Origin of the sequence: Bradyrhizobium cosmicum (assembly GCF_032290525.1) — a bacterium.
Taxonomy (GTDB): Bacteria; Pseudomonadota; Alphaproteobacteria; order Rhizobiales; family Xanthobacteraceae; genus Bradyrhizobium; species Bradyrhizobium cosmicum_A.
Genome location: NZ_JASXTA010000001.1, coordinates 459,594 through 481,295, shown reverse-complemented (window position 1 = coordinate 481,295; position 21,702 = coordinate 459,594). Strand labels below are relative to the sequence as shown.

Annotated in this window: 22 protein-coding genes; 9 read left to right on the top strand and 13 right to left on the bottom strand. The window is 64.8% G+C overall.

Features of this window, described 5'->3' with window-relative positions; genetic code table 11:
• Positions 1-106 precede the first annotated feature (106 nt).
• From QSV46_RS02275 to QSV46_RS02240, 8 genes are all read right to left on the bottom strand, one after another.
• Positions 107-562 carry a MarR family transcriptional regulator gene (locus QSV46_RS02275; RefSeq protein WP_314945752.1) on the bottom strand — a complete coding sequence of 152 codons (456 nt, stop codon included), beginning with the start codon at positions 560-562 and terminating at the stop codon, positions 107-109.
• A 13-nt stretch (positions 563-575) separates the two neighbouring features.
• The gene (locus tag QSV46_RS02270) at positions 576-1,280 is read right to left on the bottom strand and encodes an ABC transporter ATP-binding protein (protein ID WP_314945751.1); all 705 of its coding nucleotides are present in this window, start codon (positions 1,278-1,280) and stop codon (positions 576-578) included.
• On the bottom strand, positions 1,277-2,068 hold the full coding sequence (locus QSV46_RS02265) for an ABC transporter ATP-binding protein (protein ID WP_314945749.1): 792 nt from the start codon (positions 2,066-2,068) through the stop codon (positions 1,277-1,279). Before QSV46_RS02265 ends, QSV46_RS02270 begins: the two co-directional genes overlap by 4 nt.
• Entirely contained in the window at positions 2,065-3,954 is a 1,890-nt protein-coding gene (locus QSV46_RS02260; protein ID WP_314945746.1) for an ABC transporter permease, read from the bottom strand. The genes QSV46_RS02265 and QSV46_RS02260 overlap by 4 nt, the downstream gene beginning before the upstream one ends.
• A gap of 148 nt (positions 3,955-4,102) precedes the next feature.
• A complete protein-coding gene (locus QSV46_RS02255; RefSeq protein WP_314945743.1) occupies positions 4,103-5,305 on the bottom strand; it encodes an ABC transporter substrate-binding protein in 1,203 nt (400 codons plus the stop codon).
• 23 nt (positions 5,306-5,328) lie between these two features.
• Complete coding sequence (locus QSV46_RS02250) at positions 5,329-5,913, bottom strand: amino acid synthesis family protein (protein ID WP_024338309.1); 585 nt, start codon at positions 5,911-5,913, stop codon at positions 5,329-5,331.
• Between the two features lie 15 nt (positions 5,914-5,928).
• Positions 5,929-6,825, bottom strand: coding sequence for a UPF0280 family protein (locus tag QSV46_RS02245; protein ID WP_314945740.1), 897 nt, complete (start codon positions 6,823-6,825; stop codon positions 5,929-5,931).
• Complete coding sequence (locus tag QSV46_RS02240; protein ID WP_314946473.1) at positions 6,822-8,279, bottom strand: 6-hydroxynicotinate reductase; 1,458 nt, start codon at positions 8,277-8,279, stop codon at positions 6,822-6,824. The genes QSV46_RS02245 and QSV46_RS02240 overlap by 4 nt, the downstream gene beginning before the upstream one ends.
• A gap of 265 nt (positions 8,280-8,544) precedes the next feature.
• Between QSV46_RS02240 and QSV46_RS02235 the strand changes: the two genes are divergently transcribed.
• A complete protein-coding gene (locus QSV46_RS02235) occupies positions 8,545-9,027 on the top strand; it encodes a (2Fe-2S)-binding protein (protein WP_314945737.1) in 483 nt (160 codons plus the stop codon).
• Positions 9,027-12,557, top strand: a complete 3,531-nt coding sequence (locus tag QSV46_RS02230; RefSeq protein ID WP_314945734.1) for a molybdopterin cofactor-binding domain-containing protein — start codon at positions 9,027-9,029, stop codon at positions 12,555-12,557. The genes QSV46_RS02235 and QSV46_RS02230 overlap by 1 nt, the downstream gene beginning before the upstream one ends.
• A gap of 1 nt (position 12,558) precedes the next feature.
• Here the strand turns inward: QSV46_RS02230 and QSV46_RS02225 are convergent, their stop codons facing one another.
• The gene (locus QSV46_RS02225; protein ID WP_314945733.1) at positions 12,559-13,527 is read right to left on the bottom strand and encodes a catechol 2,3-dioxygenase; all 969 of its coding nucleotides are present in this window, start codon (positions 13,525-13,527) and stop codon (positions 12,559-12,561) included.
• A gap of 448 nt (positions 13,528-13,975) precedes the next feature.
• On the opposite strand from QSV46_RS02225, the gene QSV46_RS02220 reads away from it, so the two are divergent.
• Complete coding sequence (locus QSV46_RS02220) at positions 13,976-15,715, top strand: ATP-binding protein (RefSeq protein WP_314945730.1); 1,740 nt, start codon at positions 13,976-13,978, stop codon at positions 15,713-15,715.
• Positions 15,716-15,929: 214 nt separating this feature from the next.
• On the top strand, positions 15,930-16,511 hold the full coding sequence (locus QSV46_RS02215; protein WP_314945727.1) for a peroxidase-related enzyme: 582 nt from the start codon (positions 15,930-15,932) through the stop codon (positions 16,509-16,511).
• Between the two features lie 67 nt (positions 16,512-16,578).
• On the opposite strand, the gene QSV46_RS02210 is transcribed toward QSV46_RS02215, so the two are convergent.
• Positions 16,579-16,767 carry a hypothetical protein gene (locus QSV46_RS02210; RefSeq protein WP_314946498.1) on the bottom strand — a complete coding sequence of 63 codons (189 nt, stop codon included), beginning with the start codon at positions 16,765-16,767 and terminating at the stop codon, positions 16,579-16,581.
• 124 nt (positions 16,768-16,891) lie between these two features.
• The gene (locus tag QSV46_RS02205; RefSeq protein ID WP_314945724.1) at positions 16,892-17,623 is read right to left on the bottom strand and encodes a Crp/Fnr family transcriptional regulator; all 732 of its coding nucleotides are present in this window, start codon (positions 17,621-17,623) and stop codon (positions 16,892-16,894) included.
• 146 nt (positions 17,624-17,769) lie between these two features.
• Between QSV46_RS02205 and QSV46_RS02200 the strand changes: the two genes are divergently transcribed.
• Positions 17,770-17,973, top strand: a complete 204-nt coding sequence (locus QSV46_RS02200; protein WP_314945721.1) for a hypothetical protein — start codon at positions 17,770-17,772, stop codon at positions 17,971-17,973.
• A 24-nt stretch (positions 17,974-17,997) separates the two neighbouring features.
• Here the strand turns inward: QSV46_RS02200 and QSV46_RS02195 are convergent, their stop codons facing one another.
• Together QSV46_RS02195 and QSV46_RS02190 are read right to left on the bottom strand one after the other, a co-directional pair.
• On the bottom strand, positions 17,998-18,141 hold the full coding sequence (locus QSV46_RS02195) for a hypothetical protein (protein ID WP_314945718.1): 144 nt from the start codon (positions 18,139-18,141) through the stop codon (positions 17,998-18,000).
• 151 nt (positions 18,142-18,292) lie between these two features.
• Positions 18,293-18,922: a ParB-like protein gene (locus QSV46_RS02190; RefSeq protein WP_314945715.1), complete on the bottom strand. Its 630-nt coding sequence runs from the start codon at positions 18,920-18,922 to the stop codon at positions 18,293-18,295.
• A 227-nt stretch (positions 18,923-19,149) separates the two neighbouring features.
• Here QSV46_RS02190 and QSV46_RS02185 point away from each other — a divergent pair, with 227 nt between their 5' ends.
• The 4 genes from QSV46_RS02185 to QSV46_RS02170 all read left to right on the top strand — a co-directional run bounded on the left by QSV46_RS02185 (position 19,150) and on the right by QSV46_RS02170 (position 21,694).
• Complete coding sequence (locus tag QSV46_RS02185) at positions 19,150-19,491, top strand: hypothetical protein (protein WP_314945712.1); 342 nt, start codon at positions 19,150-19,152, stop codon at positions 19,489-19,491.
• A 232-nt stretch (positions 19,492-19,723) separates the two neighbouring features.
• Entirely contained in the window at positions 19,724-20,011 is a 288-nt protein-coding gene (locus QSV46_RS02180; protein ID WP_007592476.1) for an acyl carrier protein, read from the top strand.
• 10 nt (positions 20,012-20,021) lie between these two features.
• Positions 20,022-20,492: a 3-hydroxyacyl-ACP dehydratase FabZ family protein gene (locus tag QSV46_RS02175; protein ID WP_314945566.1), complete on the top strand. Its 471-nt coding sequence runs from the start codon at positions 20,022-20,024 to the stop codon at positions 20,490-20,492.
• Positions 20,489-21,694 carry a beta-ketoacyl-ACP synthase gene (locus QSV46_RS02170; RefSeq protein ID WP_314945564.1) on the top strand — a complete coding sequence of 402 codons (1,206 nt, stop codon included), beginning with the start codon at positions 20,489-20,491 and terminating at the stop codon, positions 21,692-21,694. Before QSV46_RS02175 ends, QSV46_RS02170 begins: the two co-directional genes overlap by 4 nt.
• The last annotated feature ends 8 nt before the right edge of the window (positions 21,695-21,702 follow it).

Here is a 21,702-nt window from a genome sequence, read left to right as displayed (position 1 = left end):
CCGCAGAGCAACACCCGAAAGGAGAAACATTGAGTTCTGGAATGCGCCATTTCGGTCACAGAGGCCGCACCGAAGCACCGGCGGCAGTCGAGAGCTGATGCGCGGCTCACCGCAGCTTGTTCAACAGCGCCATCAGCATCTCGCGCTCCCTGGGCTCGAGCGGCGCCAGCGTTTCGCGGGTGATCGCGAGCGCATTCGGCGCGACCTTCTCGGCAAGCTGCTGACCCGCGCGGGTCAGGCTGACCAGTAGCCGGCGACCATCTTCGGGATCCTGGCTGGTCTCGGTCAGGCCGCGTGCCGTCAACCGGTCGATCACGCCCTTGATGGTCGCGACGTCCATCGCCGTCAGCCGCCCGAGCTGGTTCTGCGAGCATGGCCCGGCCTCGGCAAGCTTCGACAGCGCCGCCCATTGCGTCGGCGTGATATTGGTGCCGATCTCACGGGAGAAGATCGCGCTGTGGCGCTGCCAGACCTGGCGCAGGACGAAGCCGACCTGCTCGTCCAGCACGTAAGACGGCTTTACGGGTTTGACGCCCTTCTTCACCGCAACGCTTCTCGCCATCCGCTCCCGCCTCTCACAACGACAGATGCGCGTCGCGGATGTCCGGACGCGCGTCGAGCTCGGCCATGGTGCCGCCGAAGCAGACGCGGCCGCGCTCGATGATGTAGGCGCGATCGGAGATCAACCGCGCGAAATGCAAATTCTGCTCGGAGACGACGATGCTGACGCCCTCCTTCTTCATGGTCAGGATGGCATCGACCATCTGCTCCACGATCTTCGGCGACAGGCCTTCCGAGGGCTCGTCGAGCAGCACCAGTGACGGGTTACCCATCAGCGTGCGCGCGATCGTCAGCATCTGCTGCTCGCCGCCGCTCATGCGGCCGCCGGGGCGGTTTTTCATTTCGCCGAGGTTTGGAAACAGCGTGAACAATTTGTCGCGCGTCCAGTAGGGCGCGTTCGGCCGCTTCGGCTGCCGGCCGACCTCGAGATTCTCCTCCACCGTCAAATCGGTGAAGATGCGCCGCTCCTCCGGCACATAGCCGAGCCCCTCGCGCACGATCTCGTGCGTCGGACGCACCGAGACGTCTTTGCCCTCGAACATGATGCGGCCGGTCCGCTGCGCGACGAGGCCGACGATCGAGCGGAACGTCGTCGACTTGCCAGCGCCGTTGCGCCCCAGCAGCGCCACCACCTCGCCCTCCCCGACTTCGAAGCCGATATCGAACAGGATATGCGCCGGGCCGTAATGGCTGTTGAGATCCTGCACCGTGAGCTTCATGCCGAGGCTCCCTCGCGATGCTGGGCATCGTACAGCAGACCCTCACCGAGATAGACCGCCTGCACCTGTGGATTGGCGCGGACCTCGGCCGGCGATCCCTCGGCAATCAGCGTGCCGCGGTTGAGCACGATGATGCGGTCGGCATGCTCGAACACCACGTCCATGTCATGCTCGGTAAAGAGCACCCCGATCGATTTCTCGCGCGCGATCTGCGCGGTCAGCCGCATCAGGTCGACGCGCTCGCGCGGTGCCATGCCGGCGGTCGGCTCGTCCATCAACAGGAGTTTCGGCTGGTTGGCGAGCGCAACCGCAAGCTCGAGCCGCTTGAGGTCGCCATAGGCGAGCTCGCCGCAGGGACGATCGGCATACCCGCCCATGCCGACCAGCTCGAGCAGCCGGCCGGCCTCCCCGCGGTCGAAGTTCGGCGCTGAGCCCCAGAGATTGAACAACTGCTTGCCATGCGAGATCAGCGCGACTTGGACATTCTCGCGCACGGTCATGGTGGCGAAGGTCGCGGTGATCTGGAAGGTTCGCCCGACCCCGAGCCTCCAGATCTCGCGCGGCTTCTTGCCAATGGTCTCCTCGCCGAGCAAACGGACCTGGCCGGTATCAGGCTTGTTCTGGCCGTTGAGCATGTCGAAACAGGTGCTCTTGCCGGCGCCGTTCGGACCGATCAGCGCCAGGATCTCGCCGGCGCGCAGCGAGAACGAGACACCGCGCACGGCGTGGATGCCGCCATAGGATTTGGTCAGGCCCTCGACCGCGAGAAGTGGGGGTACGATGCTCATTCGGCGGACTCGATCGGCTTGGCAAGCAAGGGAGATCCCGGCGGCGATGCTTTCTTCCGGCGTTGCGCCAGCATCTCCAGCATGCCGACAATGCCCTTGGGGAAGACGACGACGATCAGCACGATGAAGCCGCCGAGCACGAGCTTCGATAGATCGGTCTGGCTGATCAGCCAGATGCTGAGCGCCTTGTACACGATGGCGCCGATCACGGCGCCCGATACTGTCTCGACTCCGCCGAGCAGCACCATGACCAGCGCATCGACCGACAACGAGATGCCGAGATTGTCCGGGAAGACGCTGCCCTTGAGGTAGGCGAACAGCGCGCCGCCGATTCCCGCGGTCGTGCCCGCGATCACGAAGGCCGTCCACTGAATGCGCTTGGCATTGATGCCGATCGCTTCGGTGCGCAGCAGCGAGTCCCGCGTCGCCCGAAGCGCGTAGCCGAACGGCGAGAACACCATGGCCCGCAGCGCAATCGTCACGAGCGTCGCGACGCCGAGTGCCAGCCAATAGAAGTTCGACGGGCTCGCCGCCCATTTTTCCGGCCAGATGCCCAAAATGCCGTTGTCGCCGCCTGTTACGCTCACCCATTGGAACGCGATCGACCAGACGATCTGCGCAAAGGCGAGCGTCAGCATCGCAAAATAGACGCCGGAAAGTTGCACCGCGAAGAAGCCGAATACGGCAGCGCCCATGCAGCCGAGCAGCGGTCCGAGCAACAGGCACACGATCATCGGCAGCCCCGCCATCTTGGCGAGGAAGGCGACGCCGTAAGTGCCAAGCCCGAAATAGGCGGCGTGGCCGAACGACGCGAGCCCGCCGACCGACATCAGGAAATGCAGGCTGACGGCGAAGATCACGAAGATCGCGATTTCCGAGCCCACCGTCAGCGCGTAGTTGCCGGCGAACAACGGCAGCATCGCTGCGATGACCAGTGCCGCCAGCGAGGCGAGTCGCTCGTTCGACGTCAGCGGACGCCACGGATTGACGGTGAGACCCGGCGTCTTGCGCGCGGGCGCCTCGGGCTTGCCGAACAGGCCCCAGGGCCGCACGATCAGCACCACCGCCATCACCAGGAAGACCAGGATGATGGAGATTTTCGGAAAGATCAGGATGCCGAAGGCGTTCAGCTCGGACACCAGCACGGCCGCCACGAAGGCGCCGACGATGCTGCCGAGGCCGCCGATCACGACGACGACGAAGACCTCGACGATGATGCGCAGATCCATCGCATGATGCACGGCATCGCGCGGGATCTGGAGCGCCCCGCCGAGCGCGGCGAGGAAGACGCCGACCGCGAAGACCGATGTGAAGAGCCATTTCTGGTTGACGCCGAGCGCTGCGACCATGTCGCGGTCCTGCGTCGCCGCGCGCACCAGCACGCCCCAGCGCGTGCGCTGGAACAGCAACCAGAGAATGCCGAGCACGACGGGGCTGAGCACGATCAGGAACAGATCGTAGCTCGGGATGTTCTGACCGAAGAAATCGACCGCGCCCCGAAAGCCCGGCGCGCGGCGGCCAACGAGATCATCGGGCCCCCAGATCAGCACCACGAGATCCTCAACCATCAGGGTCAAGCCGAAGGTCGCGAGCAGCTGGAACAGCTCGGGCGCGTGATAGATGCGGCGGAGCAGCACCATCTCGACAATGATTCCGATCACCGCCACCGCCAGCGCCGCAAGCACGATCGCGCCCCAGAAGCCGAACGCGCCCGACAGGCGCTCGGTCAGCGTGAAGGCGATGTAGGCGCCGATCATGTAGAAGGCGCCGTGTGCGAAATTCACGATCCGCGTCACGCCGAAGATGATCGACAGGCCCGACGCCACCAGGAACAGCGACGCTGCGCTGGCGAGACCGGTCAGAAACTGTACGACGTAAAAGGCCATCGGCGGTCCGGGTTGATTAGGTCTCAGTGCGGGGCATCATCCTTCGAGACGGCGCTATGCGCCTCCTCGGGATGAGGTCCGGGACCCTCATGGTGAGGAGCGCGGCAACGCCGCGCGTCTCGAACCACGAGGCCCCGTCTCTCTTCGATCAATCCTTCGGTCGCAGCTTCTCGACTTCCGCATCGCTCGGCAGATAGTCGGCGCCCTTCTTGTAGGACGATTCGACCATCACGCCCTTGCCGTCCTTCAGCGCCGTCTTGCCGACATAGGCCCCGAGCGTCGACTGGTGGTCGATCTTGCGGAAGGTGATCTCGCCGAACGGCGACGGCATGGAGAGCCCCTCCGCCGCAGCGATCAGCTTCTCCGGATCGGTCGAGCCGGCCTTGGCCAGAATCGCGGCGGCCGCCTTGATGGTCTGGTAGCCGACGATCGAGCCGAGGCGCGGATAGTCGTTGTACTTGCCCTGATAGGCCTTCAGGAACGCGTCGTGCTCGGGGGTCTTGATCGCGTACCAGGGATAGCCGGTGACGATCCAGCCCTCGGGCGTTTCCTCCTTGAGCGGGTCGAGATATTCGGGCTCGCCGGTGAGGAACGAGACGACCTCGCGCCCCTTGAACAGGCCGCGGGTGTTGCCTTCACGCACGAGTTTTACGAGATCGGCGCCGAAGGTGACGTTGAGGATCGCTTCGGGATTGGCCGCGGCAACCGCCTGCACCACCGGACCCGCGTCGATCTTGCCCTGCGGCGGCCACTGCTCGTCGACCCACTGGATGTCCGGGCGCTTCTCCGACATCAGCTTCTTGAACACGGCAACCGCCGACTGGCCGTACTCATAGTTCGGCGCGATCGTCGCCCACCGTTTGGCCGGCAGCTTGCTGGCCGCTTCCACCAGCATCGCCGCCTGCATGTAGTTCGAGGGGCGCAGGCGGAAGGTGTACTTGTTGCCCTTCGACCACGTCACGGCATCCGTCAGCGGCTCGGCTGCGAGGAAGAACACTTTCTTCTGGTTGGCGAAGTCGCTGACCGCAAGACCGATGTTCGACAGGAACGTGCCGGTGAGCATGGCGACGCCTTCGCTCGAGACGAGCTCGTTGGCCGCGGTCTGCGCATCCGCCGGCTTGCCGCCGTCGTCCTTGGAGACGACCACGAGCTTCTTGCCGTTGATGCCGCCGGCCGCGTTGATCTCCTCGACCGCGAGCTGCCATCCCTTGCGATAGGGCTCGGTGAACGCCGGCAGCAGCGAGTAGCTGTTGATCTCGCCGATCTTGATCTCCTGCGCCAGGGCCGAATGAGCCATGCCGCTTGCCAGCAGCGCGAACGCCGCGCCGACGAAGTAATTCTTTGCTCGCATCCCAACCTCCACTTTTTGAAAGATTATCTCAGACCGTCTTCGCCCTTGATCTCGGCGACCGTCAACCCGCCGACACGCGGCAGCGGCCGGCCGCTGTCGGTGACGGCGACCGCGACCATGATCTCGTTGGCGCGCGGTGCGTCGTTGATCTGCACCTCCATGCCGTCGAAATGACTGCGCACGAACGCGGCGTCCTTGTGCCCGAGCGGAATGTCGAGCGTCGTGCCGGGGCCGCTGCGCTTCTTCGACGACGGGATCAGCGCCGCGCCCTTGCCCAGGACTTTTCGCACCGGCGCACCCATCTTCGGGTGAAGTATCGCGGCTGCATGCTCCAGCTCGCCGTTCTCGCCGACTGCAGCCGCCTTGCCGTAGCTCTGGGCCTTCGCGCCGTCGATGCCGAGCGCCGCCACCGCGCGTTTCGACAAGAGCTCACCGAGCTCCTCGCCGATTGCGATCAGCGGCGAGAGATCCTCGACGTATTTCCCGGCAAAAGGATTTTCGATCACGGCGATCGCCGCCGCGCGCCGGGTCGGCGGCGAGACCTGGCGGCCCATCTCCATCTGGGTCTCTTCGACGACGGTGACGATCTTGCGGATGATCGCGCTCATGTTGCGCTTCCCTGGTCAGACATGAACCGCATCCTCGAGGACAGCCGGGCGCGGTCGTTGCCGTTCAATATCTTTCGGTCCGATGACAAGCATATCACCACAGAGCTGCAACACGGCACCCTCTATCAGTCCGCGATCGAACAATCGCCGTGCACATTCCGCGCCAGATTCCAGCGCTGTCGCAATCTCAATCTGCGACAATCGGCCAACCTCGCGGGTGACGAGACGCGCACCGAGATCGCTATCAGGCTGAAGCTCGTTAGCGGGTTGCCGGACAATGGCGGGATGTCCGGGCAGATCGACGGCATTGGCGATGATCGTCGCCGCGGCATCGGCTTGCGACGCCGTCGCCGCGAGCACTGTCACGGCATCGGCGATGCCGAGTGAAAAGCTGCGGCCGTGGCGGCCACTGGTCGCGATGCCCCGCACGGGACCGTCTGCATCGACCCGCATCGTTCGCATCACGCCGTCACGATCTGGCCGATCCATCAGGCCGACTGAAAAATGCTCGCCTTCGCCAAGATGAAGCGCGATGTCGCCGCCATTGTTGACATAAGCCTGATCAAGCGGCGCAGCGACCAGCATGGCGCCGAGAATCTCCTCAGCCACGCTGCCGGCCACCGCGGCCATTGGCGTGATGAAGCAATCGGAAACATAGAGCGAGACGGCGGCGTGCATCCGACGCCCCACGACGCCCTTCAGCGCAGTCTGCTTTGCGGCGGCCGTGCGCAGTTCCGGCAATTCCGCGCAGAGTTCGTCGAGCAGCCCGGTGAACCGGCGTGCCGCCGCTTCATAGGCCGCTCGCACCGCATTCGCGGGCCCCTTCGCCTCAACGATCAGGTCAATCGGTCCATCCTGCAAATGCAGCCGCCGGCCATCAGACAGCAATGCGATTTGCGGGAGCCTCGTCATGCCCGCGGTCCCGGAATCGGGTTCTGCCAGGGCAACTGGCGGATGTCCTCGCCGTTCTGCACTTCGGAGAGCGGCCTCACGTAATCCATGTGCCCGCCGAGCGCGGCGTAGTCGGACAGCTTCATCGTGAACTCGATCGGCGCGACCAGCGCTGGCGTCGGAACATAGCCGAATGCGCCGGAAGGCATCTGCGTCACGTCGACCATGTAGGTGATACCGCCGCCCGGCCAGACATAGACCGGCGCGCCGCCGCTGGTGACGCGGGTCAGCGCATCCTTCACCGAGCGCGTCAGCCGCACCGGATTGTCGGTGACACCGGCGCGCAGCGAGCCGCCGGCGCCCGCCATGAACAGCACCGTGCACAGCGCCGGCTCGCAATTCTCCTGGATGCGTTCGACCGAAAATTTCAAGTCGGCAGGCATCTCGGTCTCGACCGGCCTCAGGGCCTGGTCGAGCACGTAATAGGACGAATGCTCGCCGGTCGTGGAGACCATCAGCATCGACAGGCCAGGCTTCGCCTCCTTGGCGTCGAACGGCCCGAGGATCGCCAGTGGATCGGAGATGTTGGTGCCGCCCCATCCGGTGCCGGGATCGGCGACCTGGAAATAGCGGCCGGGCGTCGAGCGGCGCCCCTTCATCTTGATGCCGGTGTCGGCGATGTCGAGCAGCTTGCCGGCCTGGTGCTCCGAGAGCACGCCGGTAATGTGGTCGTCGACCACGACGACCTCATCGACCTTGCCGTGCCACTGTTTTGCGAACATGCCGATCGTCGCCGAGCCGCAGCCGACGCGCATGCGCTCTTCTTTCACGCCGTTGACGATCGGCGACTGGCCAGCCTGCACCACCACGCTCGCGCCGCCGTCGATGGTGAGCTCGACCGCCTTGCAATTGGCGAGATCCATCAGCGTGTCGCAGGTGACGCGGCCCTCCTTCTTGGAGCCGCCGGTCAAATGATGCACGCCGCCGAGCGACAGCATCTGCGAACCGTATTCGCTGGTCGTGACGTGCCCGATCGCCTCGCCCTGCGCCCGAACCGTCGCAGTCTCCGGGCCGAGATAGCGGTCGGTGTCGATCTTCACCTTGATTCCGCAATAGGAGAAGATGCCTTCGGTGACCACCGTCACCATGTCGACGCCGTCAATCTCGGACGACACGATGAAAGGCGCCGGCTTGTAATCGGGATAGGTCGTGCCCGCGCCGATCGCCGTCACGAAGGTCGAGGGCTCGTGGACGATCTTGCCGTCCCAGTCTTCGGTGCGACTGAACGGAACGAGCTTGCCGCCGTGCGAAACGGTGCGCTCCAGGATCACATGCGGATCGACGCGAACGAGCTTGCCGTCATGGTTGGCATAGCGGTCGCAGGCGCCCGCGGCGCCCGGCTTGATGTAGCACATCACCGGACAAGCATCGCAGCGGATCTTGTCGATGGCAGCGCTCGTCGTTTCCATCACCATGCCAGAGCCAGCGGACAACGCGGGTATCATTCGTATACGAACGATGTTTGCGCGCGCTCCCGATTGCTGTCAAGCGGCCGGGCGCCGCAAAAGATGCACCTGCCGCATAAAACCTCATCTGCCTAGCGGCATTGTCCACAAAGAGGGCAGTCGCGCTGCAGTGCGGCATGCACGGCTTGCACGTTTGTGTACAAACGGTATCGTCGCAACGTGGATTTGGCAGCACTTGGATTTGACGCACTTGGCCGCGGGCTTGGGAACAGGGATGACGCAGACACCGATCCGCCTCACCGTGAACGGCAGGATCCACGAGGTCACTGCGGAGCGCGCAACGCCGCTGCTCTATGTGCTGCGCAACGACCTCGCGCTCAACGGCCCGAAATTTGGCTGCGGCCTCGGCGAGTGCGGCACCTGTACTGTCCTGATCGACGGCGCCGCCGCCCGTTCCTGCGTAATTCCCGTGAGTGGCTGCATCGACCGCGACATCGTGACGCTCGAGGGCCTCGGCACGAGCGACAAGCCTGACGTTGTGCAGCAGGCTTTTATCGACGAGCAGGCCGCGCAATGCGGCTACTGCCTCAACGGCATGATCATGACCACCAGGGCGCTGCTCGCGATCAACCCGCGACCGACCGAGCAGGAGGCGCTGGCGGCGCTGCGCTACAATCTCTGCCGCTGCGGCACCCATGTCGAAATCCTGCGCGCGGTCATGCGTGCTTCGGGTCAGCTCACCGAGGCAGCGGATTGATGGCCTCTCCTGCCTCGAACGGAGCTGAGCGGTCATCGGGCTCGCTCGTCGTTGTCCGCACCGTGGACGAGTGCACATCCGAGACCTTCGTGCGCATCACTGCGGATGGGTCCGTCACGGCCTATAACGGCCATGTCGATCTCGGCACCGGCATCCGCACTGCGCTCGGCCAGATCGTCGCCGAAGAGCTGGATGTGTCCTTTGCCCGCATCGTCGTCGTGCTGGGTGATACCGCCGTCGTGCCGAACCAGGGCGCGACGATCGCGAGCGAAACCATCCAGATCACCGCCGTTCCCTTGCGCAAGGCCGCGGCGCAGGCACGACACTTTTTGATCGCATGCGCAGCCGAGCGGCTGGAGTCGCCGGCGAGCGACCTCAGGATCGAGGACGGCCTCGTGCGCGGACGCGACAATCGCAGCGTCAGCTATGGCGAACTGATCGGCGGCGAGACGATCCGTATCGAGCTTGACGAGGACGTCGCGGTCAAGCCCGTCGGCGATTACGCGATTGTCGGCCGGTCGGTGCCGCGCGTCGACCTGCCGGCCAAGGCCACCGGCGAGCTGACCTTCGTGCACGACGTCCGCCTGCCCGGCATGCTGCACGGCCGCGTGGTGCGTCCGCCCTATGCCGGCGTCGATGCCGGGCCGTTCGTCGGCACCAGCCTGCTCGCGGTGGACGAGGCCTCCGTGCGCGACATTCCCGGCCTCGTGGCCGTGGTGCGCATCGGCGATTTCGTCGGGGTGGTCGCTGAGCGCGAGGAGAATGCGATCCGCGCGGCGGAGCAGCTCGCAGTCAGCTGGAAGCCGACGCCTGATCTGACCGACCTCGCCGATGTCGAGACGGCGCTGCGCGCCAATCCATCGACGCCGCGCACGCTGATCGACAAGGGCGACGTCGATGCGGCGATATCAGGCGCGGCCAAGCCGATGCCGCGCACTTACGTCTGGCCGTACCAGATGCACGCCTCGATCGGCCCATCCTGTGCCGTTGCGGACGTCCAGGACGGCAACATCCGCGTTTGGTCGGGTACGCAGAACCCGCACATTCTGCGCGGCGACCTCGCGCTCCTCATCGCGCGTCCCGAGAGCGAGATCGAGGTGATCCGGCTGGAGGCCGCCGGCTGCTACGGCCGCAACTGTGCCGACGACGTCAGCGCGGACGCGCTGCTGCTGTCGCGCGCGGTCGGCCGGCCCGTGCGCGTGCAGTTGACGCGCGAGCAGGAGCACGCCTGGGAGCCCAAAGGAGCCGCGCAGCTTATCGACGTCAATGGCGGCCTGAATGCCGACGGCAGCGTTGCCGGTTACGATCTCGCCACGCGCTATCCCTCGAACGCCGCCCCGACGCTGGCGCTGCTGCTGACGGGGCGGATATCGCCAAAGCCCGACGTCCTCCAGATGGGCGACCGCACCGCGATCCCGCCTTACGACTACGACAACATGCGCGTCGTCGCGCACGATATGGCGCCGATCGTGCGCGCGTCCTGGTTTCGCGGGGTCTCGGCGCTGCCGAACACCTTTGCGCATGAATCCTATATCGACGAGGCCGCGACCGAGGCCGGCGTCGACCCGATCGAATACCGCCTGCGTTACCTGAAGGACCAGCGCGCGGTCGATCTCGTCAACGCGGTCGCCGAGCGCGCCGGCTGGACGCCGCGGCCGGTGCGCGAAGAGAAGGACGGCGAAATCGTGCACGGGCGCGGCTTTGCCTACGCGCTCTATGTCCACAGCAAGTTTCCCGGCTATGGCGCGGCCTGGTCGGCGTGGATCGCGGACGTCGCCGTGAACAAGGCCACCGGCGACGTCAGCGTCACGCGCGTCGTCGCGGGACAGGACTCCGGGTTGATGATCAATCCGGACGGCGTGCGCCACCAGATCCACGGCAACGTCATCCAGTCCACCAGCCGCGCGCTGATGGAGGAGGTCTCGTTCGAACGCGGCGCGGTGGCGGCGCGGGAATGGGGCGCCTATCCGATCATCCCCTTCCCCGATATCCCCAAGATCGACGTGCTGATGCTGCCGCGGCAGGACCAGCCGCCGCTCGGCGTCGGCGAGTCCGCCTCGGTCCCGAGCGCAGCGGCGATTGCCAATGCGATCTTCGACGCAACGGGCGTACGCTTTCGCGAGCCGCCGTTCACGCCCGAGCGCATTCTGAAAGGCCTAAACGGCGATGCATCGCCGGTGCCGCAGGCTCTGCCCGCGCCCGCTGCGCCGCAGCCCTCTCGCATCTGGCAAAATCCGTTCGTCAGGCGCGCCGGCATCTTCGCGACGATTGCGGCGATCTGCACCGCTGCTATCGGCGTCGGCGCGGCTTTGCTGCCGGGACGTGCGATTGCACCGATCGCGCGGCCCGATGCGTCGGTTTATTCCGCCGCGACGATCGCACGCGGCCAGCAGCTTGCCGCGCTCGGCAATTGCGCGGAGTGCCACACCACCATCGGCGGCACGGTGAACGCCGGCGGCCGCCCGCTGGAGACGCCGTTCGGCACGATCTATTCGACCAACATCACGCCCGACGTCGAGACCGGCATCGGCGCCTGGTCCTATCCCGCCTTCGAGCGCGCGATGCGGGACGGGCTGCATCGCGACGGACGCCAGCTCTATCCCGCCTTCCCCTACACGCATTTTTCGAAGATCAGCGACGCCGACCTTCAGGCGCTCTATGCCTACCTGATGGCACAGCCCGCGGTCCGCGCCACGGTGCCGGCGAACACGCTAGCGTTCCCGTTCAACCTCCGCCCGCTGCTGGCGGGCTGGAATGCGCTGTTTCACCAGACGCGAGAGTTCAAACCCGATCCCGCCAAATCCGAGGCTTGGAATCGCGGTGCCTATCTGGTCGAGAGCCTTGGCCATTGCAGCGGCTGTCATTCGCCGCGCAACGCACTCGGTGCCGAGCAGCGCGAGGCCTATCTCGCCGGTGGCGTTGCCGAGGGCTGGGAAGCGCCGCCGCTGACTTCGCTCTCGCACGCGCCGATCCCGTGGAGCGAGGACGAGCTTTTCGCATATTTGAGCACCGGCCATTCGCGCTATCACGGTGTGGCGGCAGGTCCCATGGCGCCCATCGCCAGGGATCTCAAAGCCGTTCCCGACCAGGACATCCGCGCGATGGCCGTCTATCTCAACTCGTTCAACGACACCGCGATCGACCGACAAACACTGGACGCACTCGCCACAAGGCTCGAGCGCGCAACGCAAGTCACCGTCACCTCGTCTACCGGTGCGCGGCTCTATCAGGGCGCCTGCGCCGTCTGCCACGAGGTCGGCGGCCTGCCGCTGTTCGGCACCCGGCCCTCGCTGGCCCTCAACAGCAACCTGCACAGCGCGACATCGGACAATCTCGTGCAGGTGATCCTGCACGGCATCACCGATCCGGTCTCCAGCGACCTCGGCTACATGCCGGCGTTCAGGCACGGCATGAGCGACGCGCAGATCGAGGAGCTCGTCACCTTCTTGCGCCAGCAGTTCGCGCCCGACAAGCCGGCATGGACCGGCGTGCGCGAGACGATCGCGCGTGTGCGAGGTTCCGCACACTAAGTCAGGCGTGCGTCTTCACTTCCACCGGCGGCGTGCCGTGGGTATGGAACGACTCGATGGTCTTCAGGCCCCACGCCTGGCCCTTCTTGCGCTCCTCCTCGGTCCACACGATCGGCTTCCAGTCGGGCGCGAGGATGAGGCGCGCGCCGGCGTTGGCGACTTCGACACGGTTGCCGCCGGGCTCGTAGACATAGAGGAAGAAGGTCTGCTGGATCGCGTGCTTGTGCGGACCGGTTTCGATGTGCACGCCATTCTCCAAAAAGATGTCGGCGGCGCGAAGAATCTCCTCGCGGCTGTCGAGCGCGTAGGTGACGTGGTGGAAGCGGCCGGGTGTGCCGGAGTGGTCGAGCGAGTAGGCAAAATCGTAGCTCTTGTTCGACATCGTCAGCCACATCGCGGCCTCGCGGCCGTCGTTGAGGACGATCTGCTCGGTCAGCCGGCAGCCGAGATAGTGCTCGAAGAACTCGCGGTTGGCCTTGATGTCGACGGCAAGGCAGTTGAGATGATCGAGCCGGCGGACATTGACGCCTCGCGCCGGAAAACGCTGCGCCTGGTTCTTCAGCGCGGGCTTCAGCTCCGGCGGCGCCTGGTACCATTCGGTCTCGTAATAGAGCTCGACGATGTGGCCGTCGGGGTCGCGGCAGCGGAAGGTCGGCCCCTGCCCCATGTCGCCGTCGATCCAGCCGATGTCGAAGCCGGAGCCTTTGAGCGCGGCGACGCGGCGCTCCAGCGCCTGCTGGCTGCGCGCGCGCAGCGCCATGTGCTCCATCCCTGACGTCTTCGACGCCGTCAGCTTGAGCGAGTAGCGCTCGTAATCGTCCCAGCCGCGCAAATAGACCGATTCGCCCTTCTGCCCGCTGACGGTCATGCCCATGACGTCGACGAAGAATTTCAGGCTCTCATCGGGCTTCGGCGTCAGCAGTTCCATGTGGCCGAGATGAGCGAGATCGAGGATCGGTTCGGGCTGCATGGTTCCTCCAAGGCATGGCTGCAATCCAAATCACCGGATCGCGCAATTGGCACGGCGGGCAGCGGCAATGCGTCCGCAAAATATCCAGCCCGCCACCGACGGCCGCCGTTCATTTGTACTAATGTACAAATAGTTAGGCCAGGTCAACAAACCAAAACGACCCTGTTCCGCTGCCCGCGCCTCGGTTGGCGTCTACTTTGCCCGCCCGGAAGCGCGGGCCAGCTGCCCGGATGGTAAATCCTTCATTAAGGGCACTTTCGGCCGATTGACCAGAAACGCAGCTTTTCCCCGCCATTTCCGCCTGCAAGTATGCACCGGGAACAAATTTTACCGGCGGAATTCTCGCGGATTTAACGAAGCACCCGCGCCCGCCGTTTAACCGTTTGTGCAGCGACGGCCGGGCATAGTCTGCAAGCAAATCTCCTCGTTCTTGCCAGGTTCATCCATCGTGACATCCTTTGGACGCGTGATTTCGGTTCGCGGATCGCTCGCCCGGGTCGGCCTTCTGGCGGAAAGCCGGATGCCGGTCTCGGAGGTTCGGGCGACCGTCGGCCGCTTCGTCAGCATCCGCTGCGCCAGCTCAGTCATCGTCGCGATGATCACCGAAGTGTCCTGCGAAAACCTGTCGAGCGCCGACAATTACATCGCCATCGCGTCTGTCGACCTGCTCGGCGAAATCCACAACGCCGCCGACAAGGCCAAATTCCAGCGCGGCGTCACCAACTATCCGACCATCGGCGATTCCGTCGACCTGATCACGAGCCAGGAGCTGCGCACGATCTACGCGCCGACCGGGTCGGACCAGATCAATGTCGGCTTCCTCCAGCAGGATCGTTCCGTCGTCGCCTATGTCGACATCGAGGAGATGCTGTCCAAGCATTTCGCGGTGCTAGGATCGACCGGCGTCGGCAAATCGACCGGCGTGTCGCTGCTGCTCAACGAGATTCTCAAGGCACGGCCGAACCTTCGCATCTTCCTGCTCGACGTGCACAACGAATATGGCCGCTGCTTCGGCGACCGCGCGCTGGTGCTCAATCCGCGAAACCTCAAGCTGCCGTTCTGGCTGTTCAACTTCGAGGAAATCGTCGACGTGCTGTTCGGCGGCCGCGCCGGCGTGCCGGAGGAGCTCGACGTCCTCGCCGAGGTGATCCCGCTCGCCAAGGGCGTCTACACCCAGTATCAGAACGCCGATCGCATCGGCCTCAAGCGCATCGATCCCAAACAGATCGGCTACACCATCGACACGCCGGTGCCCTATCGCCTGGTCGACCTGATGTCGCTGATCGACGAGCGCATGGGCAAGCTGGAAAACCGCTCCTCGCGCATCATCTATCACAAGCTGATCTCGCGCATTGAGGCCGTGCGCAACGATCCGCGCTACGCTTTCATGTTCGACAACGCCAATGTCGGCGGCGACACCATGGCCGAGGTGATCAGCCATCTATTCCGACTGCCGGCGAACGGCAAGCCGATGACGGTGATGCAGCTCGCCGGCTTCCCGGCCGAGGTCATCGATTCCGTCGTCTCGGTGCTGTGCCGCATGGCCTTCGATTTCGGCCTGTGGAGCGATGGCGTCTCGCCGATGCTGTTCGTCTGCGAGGAGGCGCACCGCTATGCCTCCGCAGACCGCAATGTCGGCTTCGGCCCGACCCGCAAGGCGGTGTCGCGCATCGCCAAGGAGGGCCGCAAATACGGCGTCTATCTCGGCCTCATCACCCAGCGCCCGGCCGAGCTCGACGCCACCATCATCTCCCAGTGCAACACGCTGTTCACGATGCGTCTTGCCAACGAGCGCGACCAGGCGCTGCTGCGGGCCGCGGTGTCGGATGCCGCTGCGAACCTTTTGTCCTTCGTGCCGTCGCTCGGCACCCGCGAGGTGCTGGCGTTCGGGGAAGGCGTCGCGCTGCCGACGCGCTTGCGCTTCAAGGAAGTGCCGCCGCATCAATTGCCGCGCGGCGAAGCCACCATCAGCAGCGTCCCGTCCGTCACCTCCGGCCATGACATGCATTTCGTCGGAGCCGTGCTCGAGCGCTGGCGCGGCGCCACCTCGCAGCGCGACGTGCCGAACGATCCGGTGTTCTCGGCCCCGCCCGCAAAGACGGTGTCCAGCCTCGAAGCCCCGATGCTGCAACCCTCGATGGGACTGGATCCGGACCGCTTCTCTCTGCTGAAGAAGCCGCTGCGGTAAAAATGCTCTCGTGTCCCGGACGCGCCGCAGCGTGCAACGCTGCTGCGCAGAGCCGGGACCCACGCCACACGCACCACACTCTCGGAAACATGGACCCCGGCTCTGCAGCGCACCGCTGAAGAAGCGCTGCGTTGCGTCCGGGGCACCAGAGCCGCACGTTGAGCCTGCCGCCCGCATCGACTATGGTTGCCGGCCCCAAGCCGGAACCATGCTCATGACAAAAACCGCAGCACAACGCTTTCCCGCCCCCGCAATCGACACGCTCCCTGAGGACATGCGCACGCGCCTGCTCGCCGTGCAGGAGAAGAGCGGCTTCGTGCCGAACGTCTTCCTGACGCTGGCCTACCGGCCCGACGAATTCCGTGCGTTCTTCGCCTATCACGACGCGCTGATGGAGAAGGACGGCGGCCTCACCAAGGCCGAGCGCGAGATGATCGTGGTGGCGACCTCGGCGGCCAACCAGTGCCAGTATTGCGTGATCGCGCACGGCGCGATCCTGCGCATCCGCGCCAAGAACCCGCTGATCGCCGATCAGGTCGCGGTGAACTACCGCAAGGCCGACATCACGCCGCGGCAGAAGGCGATGCTCGATTTCGCGATGAAGGTCTCGGCCGATGCACAGCGTATCTGCGAGGATGATTTCACGGCGCTCGCGCCGCACGGCTTCAGCGACGACGAGGTCTGGGACATCGCCGCGATCTCCGCCTTCTTCGCGCTGTCGAACCGGCTGGCGAACTTCACGGGCATGCGCCCGAACGAGGAGTTCTACCTGATGGGACGGCTGCCGAAGACGTGACCGACACGCAATGACCTAACGGGACTGGCCCGAAATCCCGCTTCGCCTGGAGCCCGGTCCTCCGTGCTTACGTCTTTCGCCGCAGACTCCAGAAGCTTACCGCACCGACGATGGCGGTGACGAGCAGAACGGCGACGAACGTCTGGATGATGGTAAAATTCAGGGCATCACGCGCGACGAACAAAGCGGTGATGGCGCCCGCAGCGACAAAGACAATGCGAAAGATAGCGTTCACGGTGAGGTCTCCGGTCAGCATGACCCGAGCGGCCTGACGACACGCGCCGTCTCGGCAATCATGCCGGCAGACCTTAGCAATCCGCACCTGCGGGGGTTTGCGACAGATCAAGCCTCTTCGCGCCAACGGGCAGACATCGAGCGCCTCAAAGTGTTGGCGACTGGTGCAGATAACGGTCGTCGAAATCGGCCAGCTCCAAAAATTTCCGTTCGTCGAGCACGGTGACGCGGCCGCGGTGAAGCTCGACGACTCCTTCCTGGCGCAATTGCTTGATGACGCGGTTGGCGTGGACCGCGGTAATGCCCAGCGCGTCGCCGATCTGCTCCTGGGTCAGCGGCATCTCGAAATTGCTGCCGTCGACCCGCCCGATGATCCTGAGTCGTTCACGCAATTCGATCATGACATGGGCGAGCCGCGAGGGTGCGGGACGCTGGCCGACATTGACGATCCATTCGCGAAACATCGCGGCGTCGATCAGCGTGTCCCGCCAGAACACCTCCGCGATATTCGGGCTGCGCCGGTGCAGCTTCTGCAGCGTCTCGTGGCTGATGAAGCCCAGCGTCGACGGCGTCAGCGTCGACAGCTCGTGATCCATCACGCGCAGGAACAGGCTCATCAGATCCGGGATTTCGCCGGGTATGTGGATCGAGAGGATTTGACGCTTGCCGCTCGCAATCGTCTTGGAGCGCACGCAGAAGCCGTCGGCGATAAGGCAGCAATCGGTCGCCCGCTCGCCGTCGCGAACGACGGGCGTTTCGGCGGGAAATTGTCGCGCAGAGATGGGAAGGGCTTCGATCTCCCTGATGTCGTCCTCCGAGATAGTGGAGGAGATGCGCAGGCGACTGACTAGCGCCGCGCGGATCGCGTCGCCGGGCACAGGGAATCTCCGCGTTGTTGGTGAAAAATTCGCGGCGTCGCGGCGCCGCTGCAATGAAAACCCGCGATGGGCTCGTTCGGTTCCAACAAAAGTTAAGGACGCGACTTGCCCACGCGTGATTGTCTATGCGCTGGAAAGGGCAACTCATGATCAAGAAGCGCAATCGTAGGCGACCGGCCCTGACGCTCCAGGAGCGTCTGGACAAGTTCACGCGGGAGGCCCGCGCCGCCGCCGAGAAGACGCCGGCCGGCGCCGAGCGCCACGCGCTGTTGCAGAAGGTCCGCGACGGCAAGGCCGCCGCGGAGATGGAGCGCCTGCTGTCCTCACCGGGCCCGCAACATCCGAAGTGACCTGCCCCGCGAAGCGCTAGGCCGCTAGCGCTTCGCCATCAATTCCAGGGCTGGAGCAAAACGTTCGGAAAACGTCAGCGTCTTCGCGTGGTGAACCGCGGCAAATGAGGCCGATATCCCTGCTACGGCGACCGCGAGCAAGGCAATTACGAAAACCAGACGGCGCATTCATGCCTCCTGTGTGAGCTCGACCAATCCATATAAATGGGACGGCTCTGTTTCAGGACCGCTTCATGGATGCGGAAAATGATGTCGCTCAAGCAGCCGTGATAAGATCCGGCTCGTGGCCCGCGGGGCATCTGGACGCAAGCGCCTGCGCCTAGTCGTCCGACGCCGGCCCGCACCAGCCGGGCAGATAGATCGCATCCTTGCTCTTGGCTGCCACCAGCGCCTTCTCCAGCGCTTCGTCGAAATCGGCGTCCACCGGCTTGCGCGACAGTTTTCGGCGCAGAAAATCGGCCCACAGGAATTCCGAGAACGGCGTGGTATCCTTGGCAAAGCCCCCGATGCGGCGCAGTTCGCCGGCAAGGCTGCGGAAGGGATCGTCTTTGAGATCGACCACCGATTTCGGCAAATCGCGGAACGGCCGCCGCTCGCCCTTGGCGTCGTAAGGATAGACCCAGCGCTTGTTGTCCATCACGCCCCAAAAGGCCTCGCGCTCGACCATCCTGAGATTGCCGACCACTGTCACCAGCACCTCCTTGACGCCCTCGTCATGCAGCGCGCGGCCGAGATGATGATGGTCGATCACGTAATAGCGCTGGTCGGGTCCGTAGACGACCGGGATCATGTGGCTGCCGAGCAGCTCGGACTGCTTCTTCTTGCCGTGCTCGCGCCATCGTTGGCGCTTCTCCTTGACCTCGCGCATGCCGACCGTCATCTGCGTCGGCCGCAGCGACAGGATCGGCACCGGATGCACTCTCGGCTCGCGCGCGTTGGTCGTGGTCATGGTCGAAGGCCTCTCACGTGGATGCAGCCGGTGGTCCGGTTCCCTCGATTATGCCACGGCCCCTGTGGCGGCAAAATGCGTTCTACGCGCTCCAATGACGGTTGTCGCGACGCAACCCATGAGAGATAGTGCTAAAGCGCAATGCACGTGCGCGTTGAGAAGATTTCCTGCACCGCGTTTACGACCTATGCTATCTAAAATCGCTGCTTCGGAGTGATCCCCGCACCATGAAGACCCAGCGGCCCATCAGCTCGGATGACGAGCACCGGGTGCTCCAGTTCAGGCCGCGCAACTCGCCTTCGCCGGCGGCGCCACGGGGCAGCGGCAGCGTGAAGCCGCTGCGCGTCGCACCCGAGCCGCTCGACTTGTCGCGCTACGAGCAGCCCCGCGCTGAACCGGACCATTTCCGCCACCGCATGCTCGCCAATATCGCCGCGCTCGCCTTCACCATCGCGCTGACCGCGGTCGGGATCTGGCTCGCGGTGAGCATCGCCGACCTGCGCCGGACCCAGGATTGCGTGCTGATGGGCCGCCGGGACTGCGCCAGGATCGCGACGCCGCAGATTTAGTCGAGACCTGCCACCGGCCAGCCGGCGGAAGCCCTGCCGACGGCATCCCCGGCGCCGTCCCTTGCTGTCCCCTTGGCCCGCCCGGCTCCATTGAACTCGGGGCGGCGCTCCGATATACGGGCTTTCAACCCGGCCAGAGGGGGTTTGAGGGCGTCATCAGGGGCGCGATTGCCCACCCACCACGCCGCTCTGGAACATCTGACAATATCCGCAATATATCAAAGGCTTAGTGATGTCCTCCACATTCGATCAGGTCGCTACGATCATCGCTGAAACCTGCGACATCCCGCGCGACACGATCACGCCGGATAGCCACGCCATCGATGACCTCGGCATCGACAGCCTCGATTTCCTGGACATCGCGTTCGCGATCGACAAGCAGTTCGGCATCAAACTGCCGCTGGAAAAGTGGACCCAGGAGGTCAACGACGGCAAGGCAACCACGGAACAGTATTTCGTGCTGAAGAATCTGTGCGCCCGCATCGACGAACTGGTTGCGGCCAAGGGCGCGAGCGCCTAAGCGCGCAGTCATGCAACTCGAATATTTCCACATGATCGATCGCGTCGTCGACCTCAACGTCGACGCGAAGACGATCGTCGTCGAGGCTCAGGTCCCGAAGGAGAGCACCATCTTCGAGGGGCACTTCCCGGGCTATCCCCTGATGCCCGGCGTACTCCTGATCGAATCGATGGCGCAGGCCTCCGGCTGGCTTCAGCTCGGCGTGCTCAAGTTCGAGCGCATGCCGATCCTGGCTGCCGTCAAGGAGGCCAAGATCCGCGGGTCGGTTCTGCCCGGCGACCTCATGACCATCGAGGCGACCCTGTCGCATCAAGGCTCCGGCTACGCTGTGACTGACGCCAAGATCAAGGTCGGCGGCAAGCTGCGCGCGAATTCAACGCTCACCTTCACGCAGATCCCGTTCCCCAATGCGGATATGCGCGGCTTCATGGACGCGGTCGCAAAACGCGTCGGCTTTCCGCAACAGGCCGTATCGCCATGACTGAGACTGCTTCGAAGCCCGGCCAGACGGAAGTCTGGATCACCGGCATTGGCCTTGCCACCTCGCTCGGCGAAGGCCTGGACGCCAACTGGGCCGCGCTTCAGGAGAAGCGCATCAATGTCGACGAGAAGGGCTTTGCGCCCTACATCGTGCATCCCCTGATGCCCGTTACGTTCGACAGCCAGATCCCGAAGAAGGGCGACCAGCGCCAGATGGAAGCCTGGCAGCGCATCGGCACCTACGCCGCGGGCCTTGCGCTCGATTCCGCCGGGATCAAGGGCAACAAGGACATCCTGTCGAAGATCGACATGGTGGTCGCGGCCGGCGGCGGCGAGCGCGACCTCAATGTCGACACCGGCGTGCTCACGGCCGAGGCCAAGGGCGCCAATGCGCCCGGCTTCCTCAACGAACGGCTGATGAGCGACCTTCGGCCGACGCTGTTTCTGGCCCAGCTCTCCAATCTCCTCGCCGGCAACATCGCCATCGTGCACGGTCTTGGCGGCACCTCGCGCACCTTCATGGGCGAAGAGGTCGCGGGCGCCGATGCGGCGCGCATAGCATTGTCGCGCATCGCCTCGGGCGAGAGCGACATTGCGCTGATCGGAGGCTCGCATAATGGCGAGCGCAAGGATCTAATGGTCCTTTACGAATTCGGCGACTTCAATCTGAAGAACAAGTTCGCCCCGGTCTGGGCGCGCAAGGACCATGCCGGCTTCGCGCTCGGCTCGGCCGGTGCGTTCCTGGTGCTGGAGTCGAAGGCGCATGCGGAAGCGCGCGGCGCAAAGCCGTTCGCAAAACTGTCGAGTGTCGTCGCCGACCTCGCCCGGCGCAAGCAGCCCGGCGACATGGCCGCGACGCTGGAGAAGCTGTGGGCCAAGCTGCCGAAGCGCGAAGGCAGGGGCGCGATCATCACGGGTGCGACCGGCGCGGAGCCCGCGACCTCCGAGGAGCGCGGCTTCCTGAAGGGCCATGCCGACCTCCCGGTGCGCTCGACCGGCACGATGTTCGGCCACACCATGGAAACCCAATTCCCGCTCGGCATTGCGCTCGCTGCGCTCTCGATCTCACGCGCCGCGCTGTTCCCGCCGAACGATTCCACCGGGACCGAGATTGAAATGCAGGGGGCGCCCACCCAGATTGTAGTGGTGGGAGCCGGACACTGGCGCGGCGAAGGCATGGCGCTGGTCGAGGCCGTGAGCTGAAGCGCGTC

Excerpts from the sequence above, each read along its gene's own strand:
- QSV46_RS02180 (WP_007592476.1), top strand. The coding sequence starts at position 19,724 with ATGTCCTCCACATTCGATCAGGTCGCTACGATCATCGCTGAAACCTGC.
- QSV46_RS02175 (WP_314945566.1), top strand. The coding sequence starts at position 20,022 with ATGCAACTCGAATATTTCCACATGATCGATCGCGTCGTCGACCTCAAC.
- QSV46_RS02270 (WP_314945751.1), bottom strand. The coding sequence starts at position 1,280 with ATGAAGCTCACGGTGCAGGATCTCAACAGCCATTACGGCCCGGCGCAT.
- QSV46_RS02225 (WP_314945733.1), bottom strand. The coding sequence starts at position 13,527 with ATGCAGCCCGAACCGATCCTCGATCTCGCTCATCTCGGCCACATGGAA.
- QSV46_RS02200 (WP_314945721.1), top strand. The coding sequence starts at position 17,770 with ATGATCAAGAAGCGCAATCGTAGGCGACCGGCCCTGACGCTCCAGGAG.
- QSV46_RS02260 (WP_314945746.1), bottom strand. The coding sequence starts at position 3,954 with ATGGCCTTTTACGTCGTACAGTTTCTGACCGGTCTCGCCAGCGCAGCG.
- QSV46_RS02265 (WP_314945749.1), bottom strand. The coding sequence starts at position 2,068 with ATGAGCATCGTACCCCCACTTCTCGCGGTCGAGGGCCTGACCAAATCC.
- QSV46_RS02250 (WP_024338309.1), bottom strand. The coding sequence starts at position 5,913 with ATGAGCGCGATCATCCGCAAGATCGTCACCGTCGTCGAAGAGACCCAG.
- QSV46_RS02235 (WP_314945737.1), top strand. The coding sequence starts at position 8,545 with ATGACGCAGACACCGATCCGCCTCACCGTGAACGGCAGGATCCACGAG.
- QSV46_RS02190 (WP_314945715.1), bottom strand. The coding sequence starts at position 18,922 with ATGACCACGACCAACGCGCGCGAGCCGAGAGTGCATCCGGTGCCGATC.
- QSV46_RS02275 (WP_314945752.1), bottom strand. The coding sequence starts at position 562 with ATGGCGAGAAGCGTTGCGGTGAAGAAGGGCGTCAAACCCGTAAAGCCG.
- QSV46_RS02240 (WP_314946473.1), bottom strand. The coding sequence starts at position 8,279 with ATGGTGATGGAAACGACGAGCGCTGCCATCGACAAGATCCGCTGCGAT.
- QSV46_RS02215 (WP_314945727.1), top strand. The coding sequence starts at position 15,930 with ATGACAAAAACCGCAGCACAACGCTTTCCCGCCCCCGCAATCGACACG.
- QSV46_RS02245 (WP_314945740.1), bottom strand. The coding sequence starts at position 6,825 with ATGACGAGGCTCCCGCAAATCGCATTGCTGTCTGATGGCCGGCGGCTG.
- QSV46_RS02210 (WP_314946498.1), bottom strand. The coding sequence starts at position 16,767 with ATGCTGACCGGAGACCTCACCGTGAACGCTATCTTTCGCATTGTCTTT.
- QSV46_RS02185 (WP_314945712.1), top strand. The coding sequence starts at position 19,150 with ATGAAGACCCAGCGGCCCATCAGCTCGGATGACGAGCACCGGGTGCTC.
- QSV46_RS02255 (WP_314945743.1), bottom strand. The coding sequence starts at position 5,305 with ATGCGAGCAAAGAATTACTTCGTCGGCGCGGCGTTCGCGCTGCTGGCA.
- QSV46_RS02170 (WP_314945564.1), top strand. The coding sequence starts at position 20,489 with ATGACTGAGACTGCTTCGAAGCCCGGCCAGACGGAAGTCTGGATCACC.
- QSV46_RS02195 (WP_314945718.1), bottom strand. The coding sequence starts at position 18,141 with ATGCGCCGTCTGGTTTTCGTAATTGCCTTGCTCGCGGTCGCCGTAGCA.
- QSV46_RS02230 (WP_314945734.1), top strand. The coding sequence starts at position 9,027 with ATGGCCTCTCCTGCCTCGAACGGAGCTGAGCGGTCATCGGGCTCGCTC.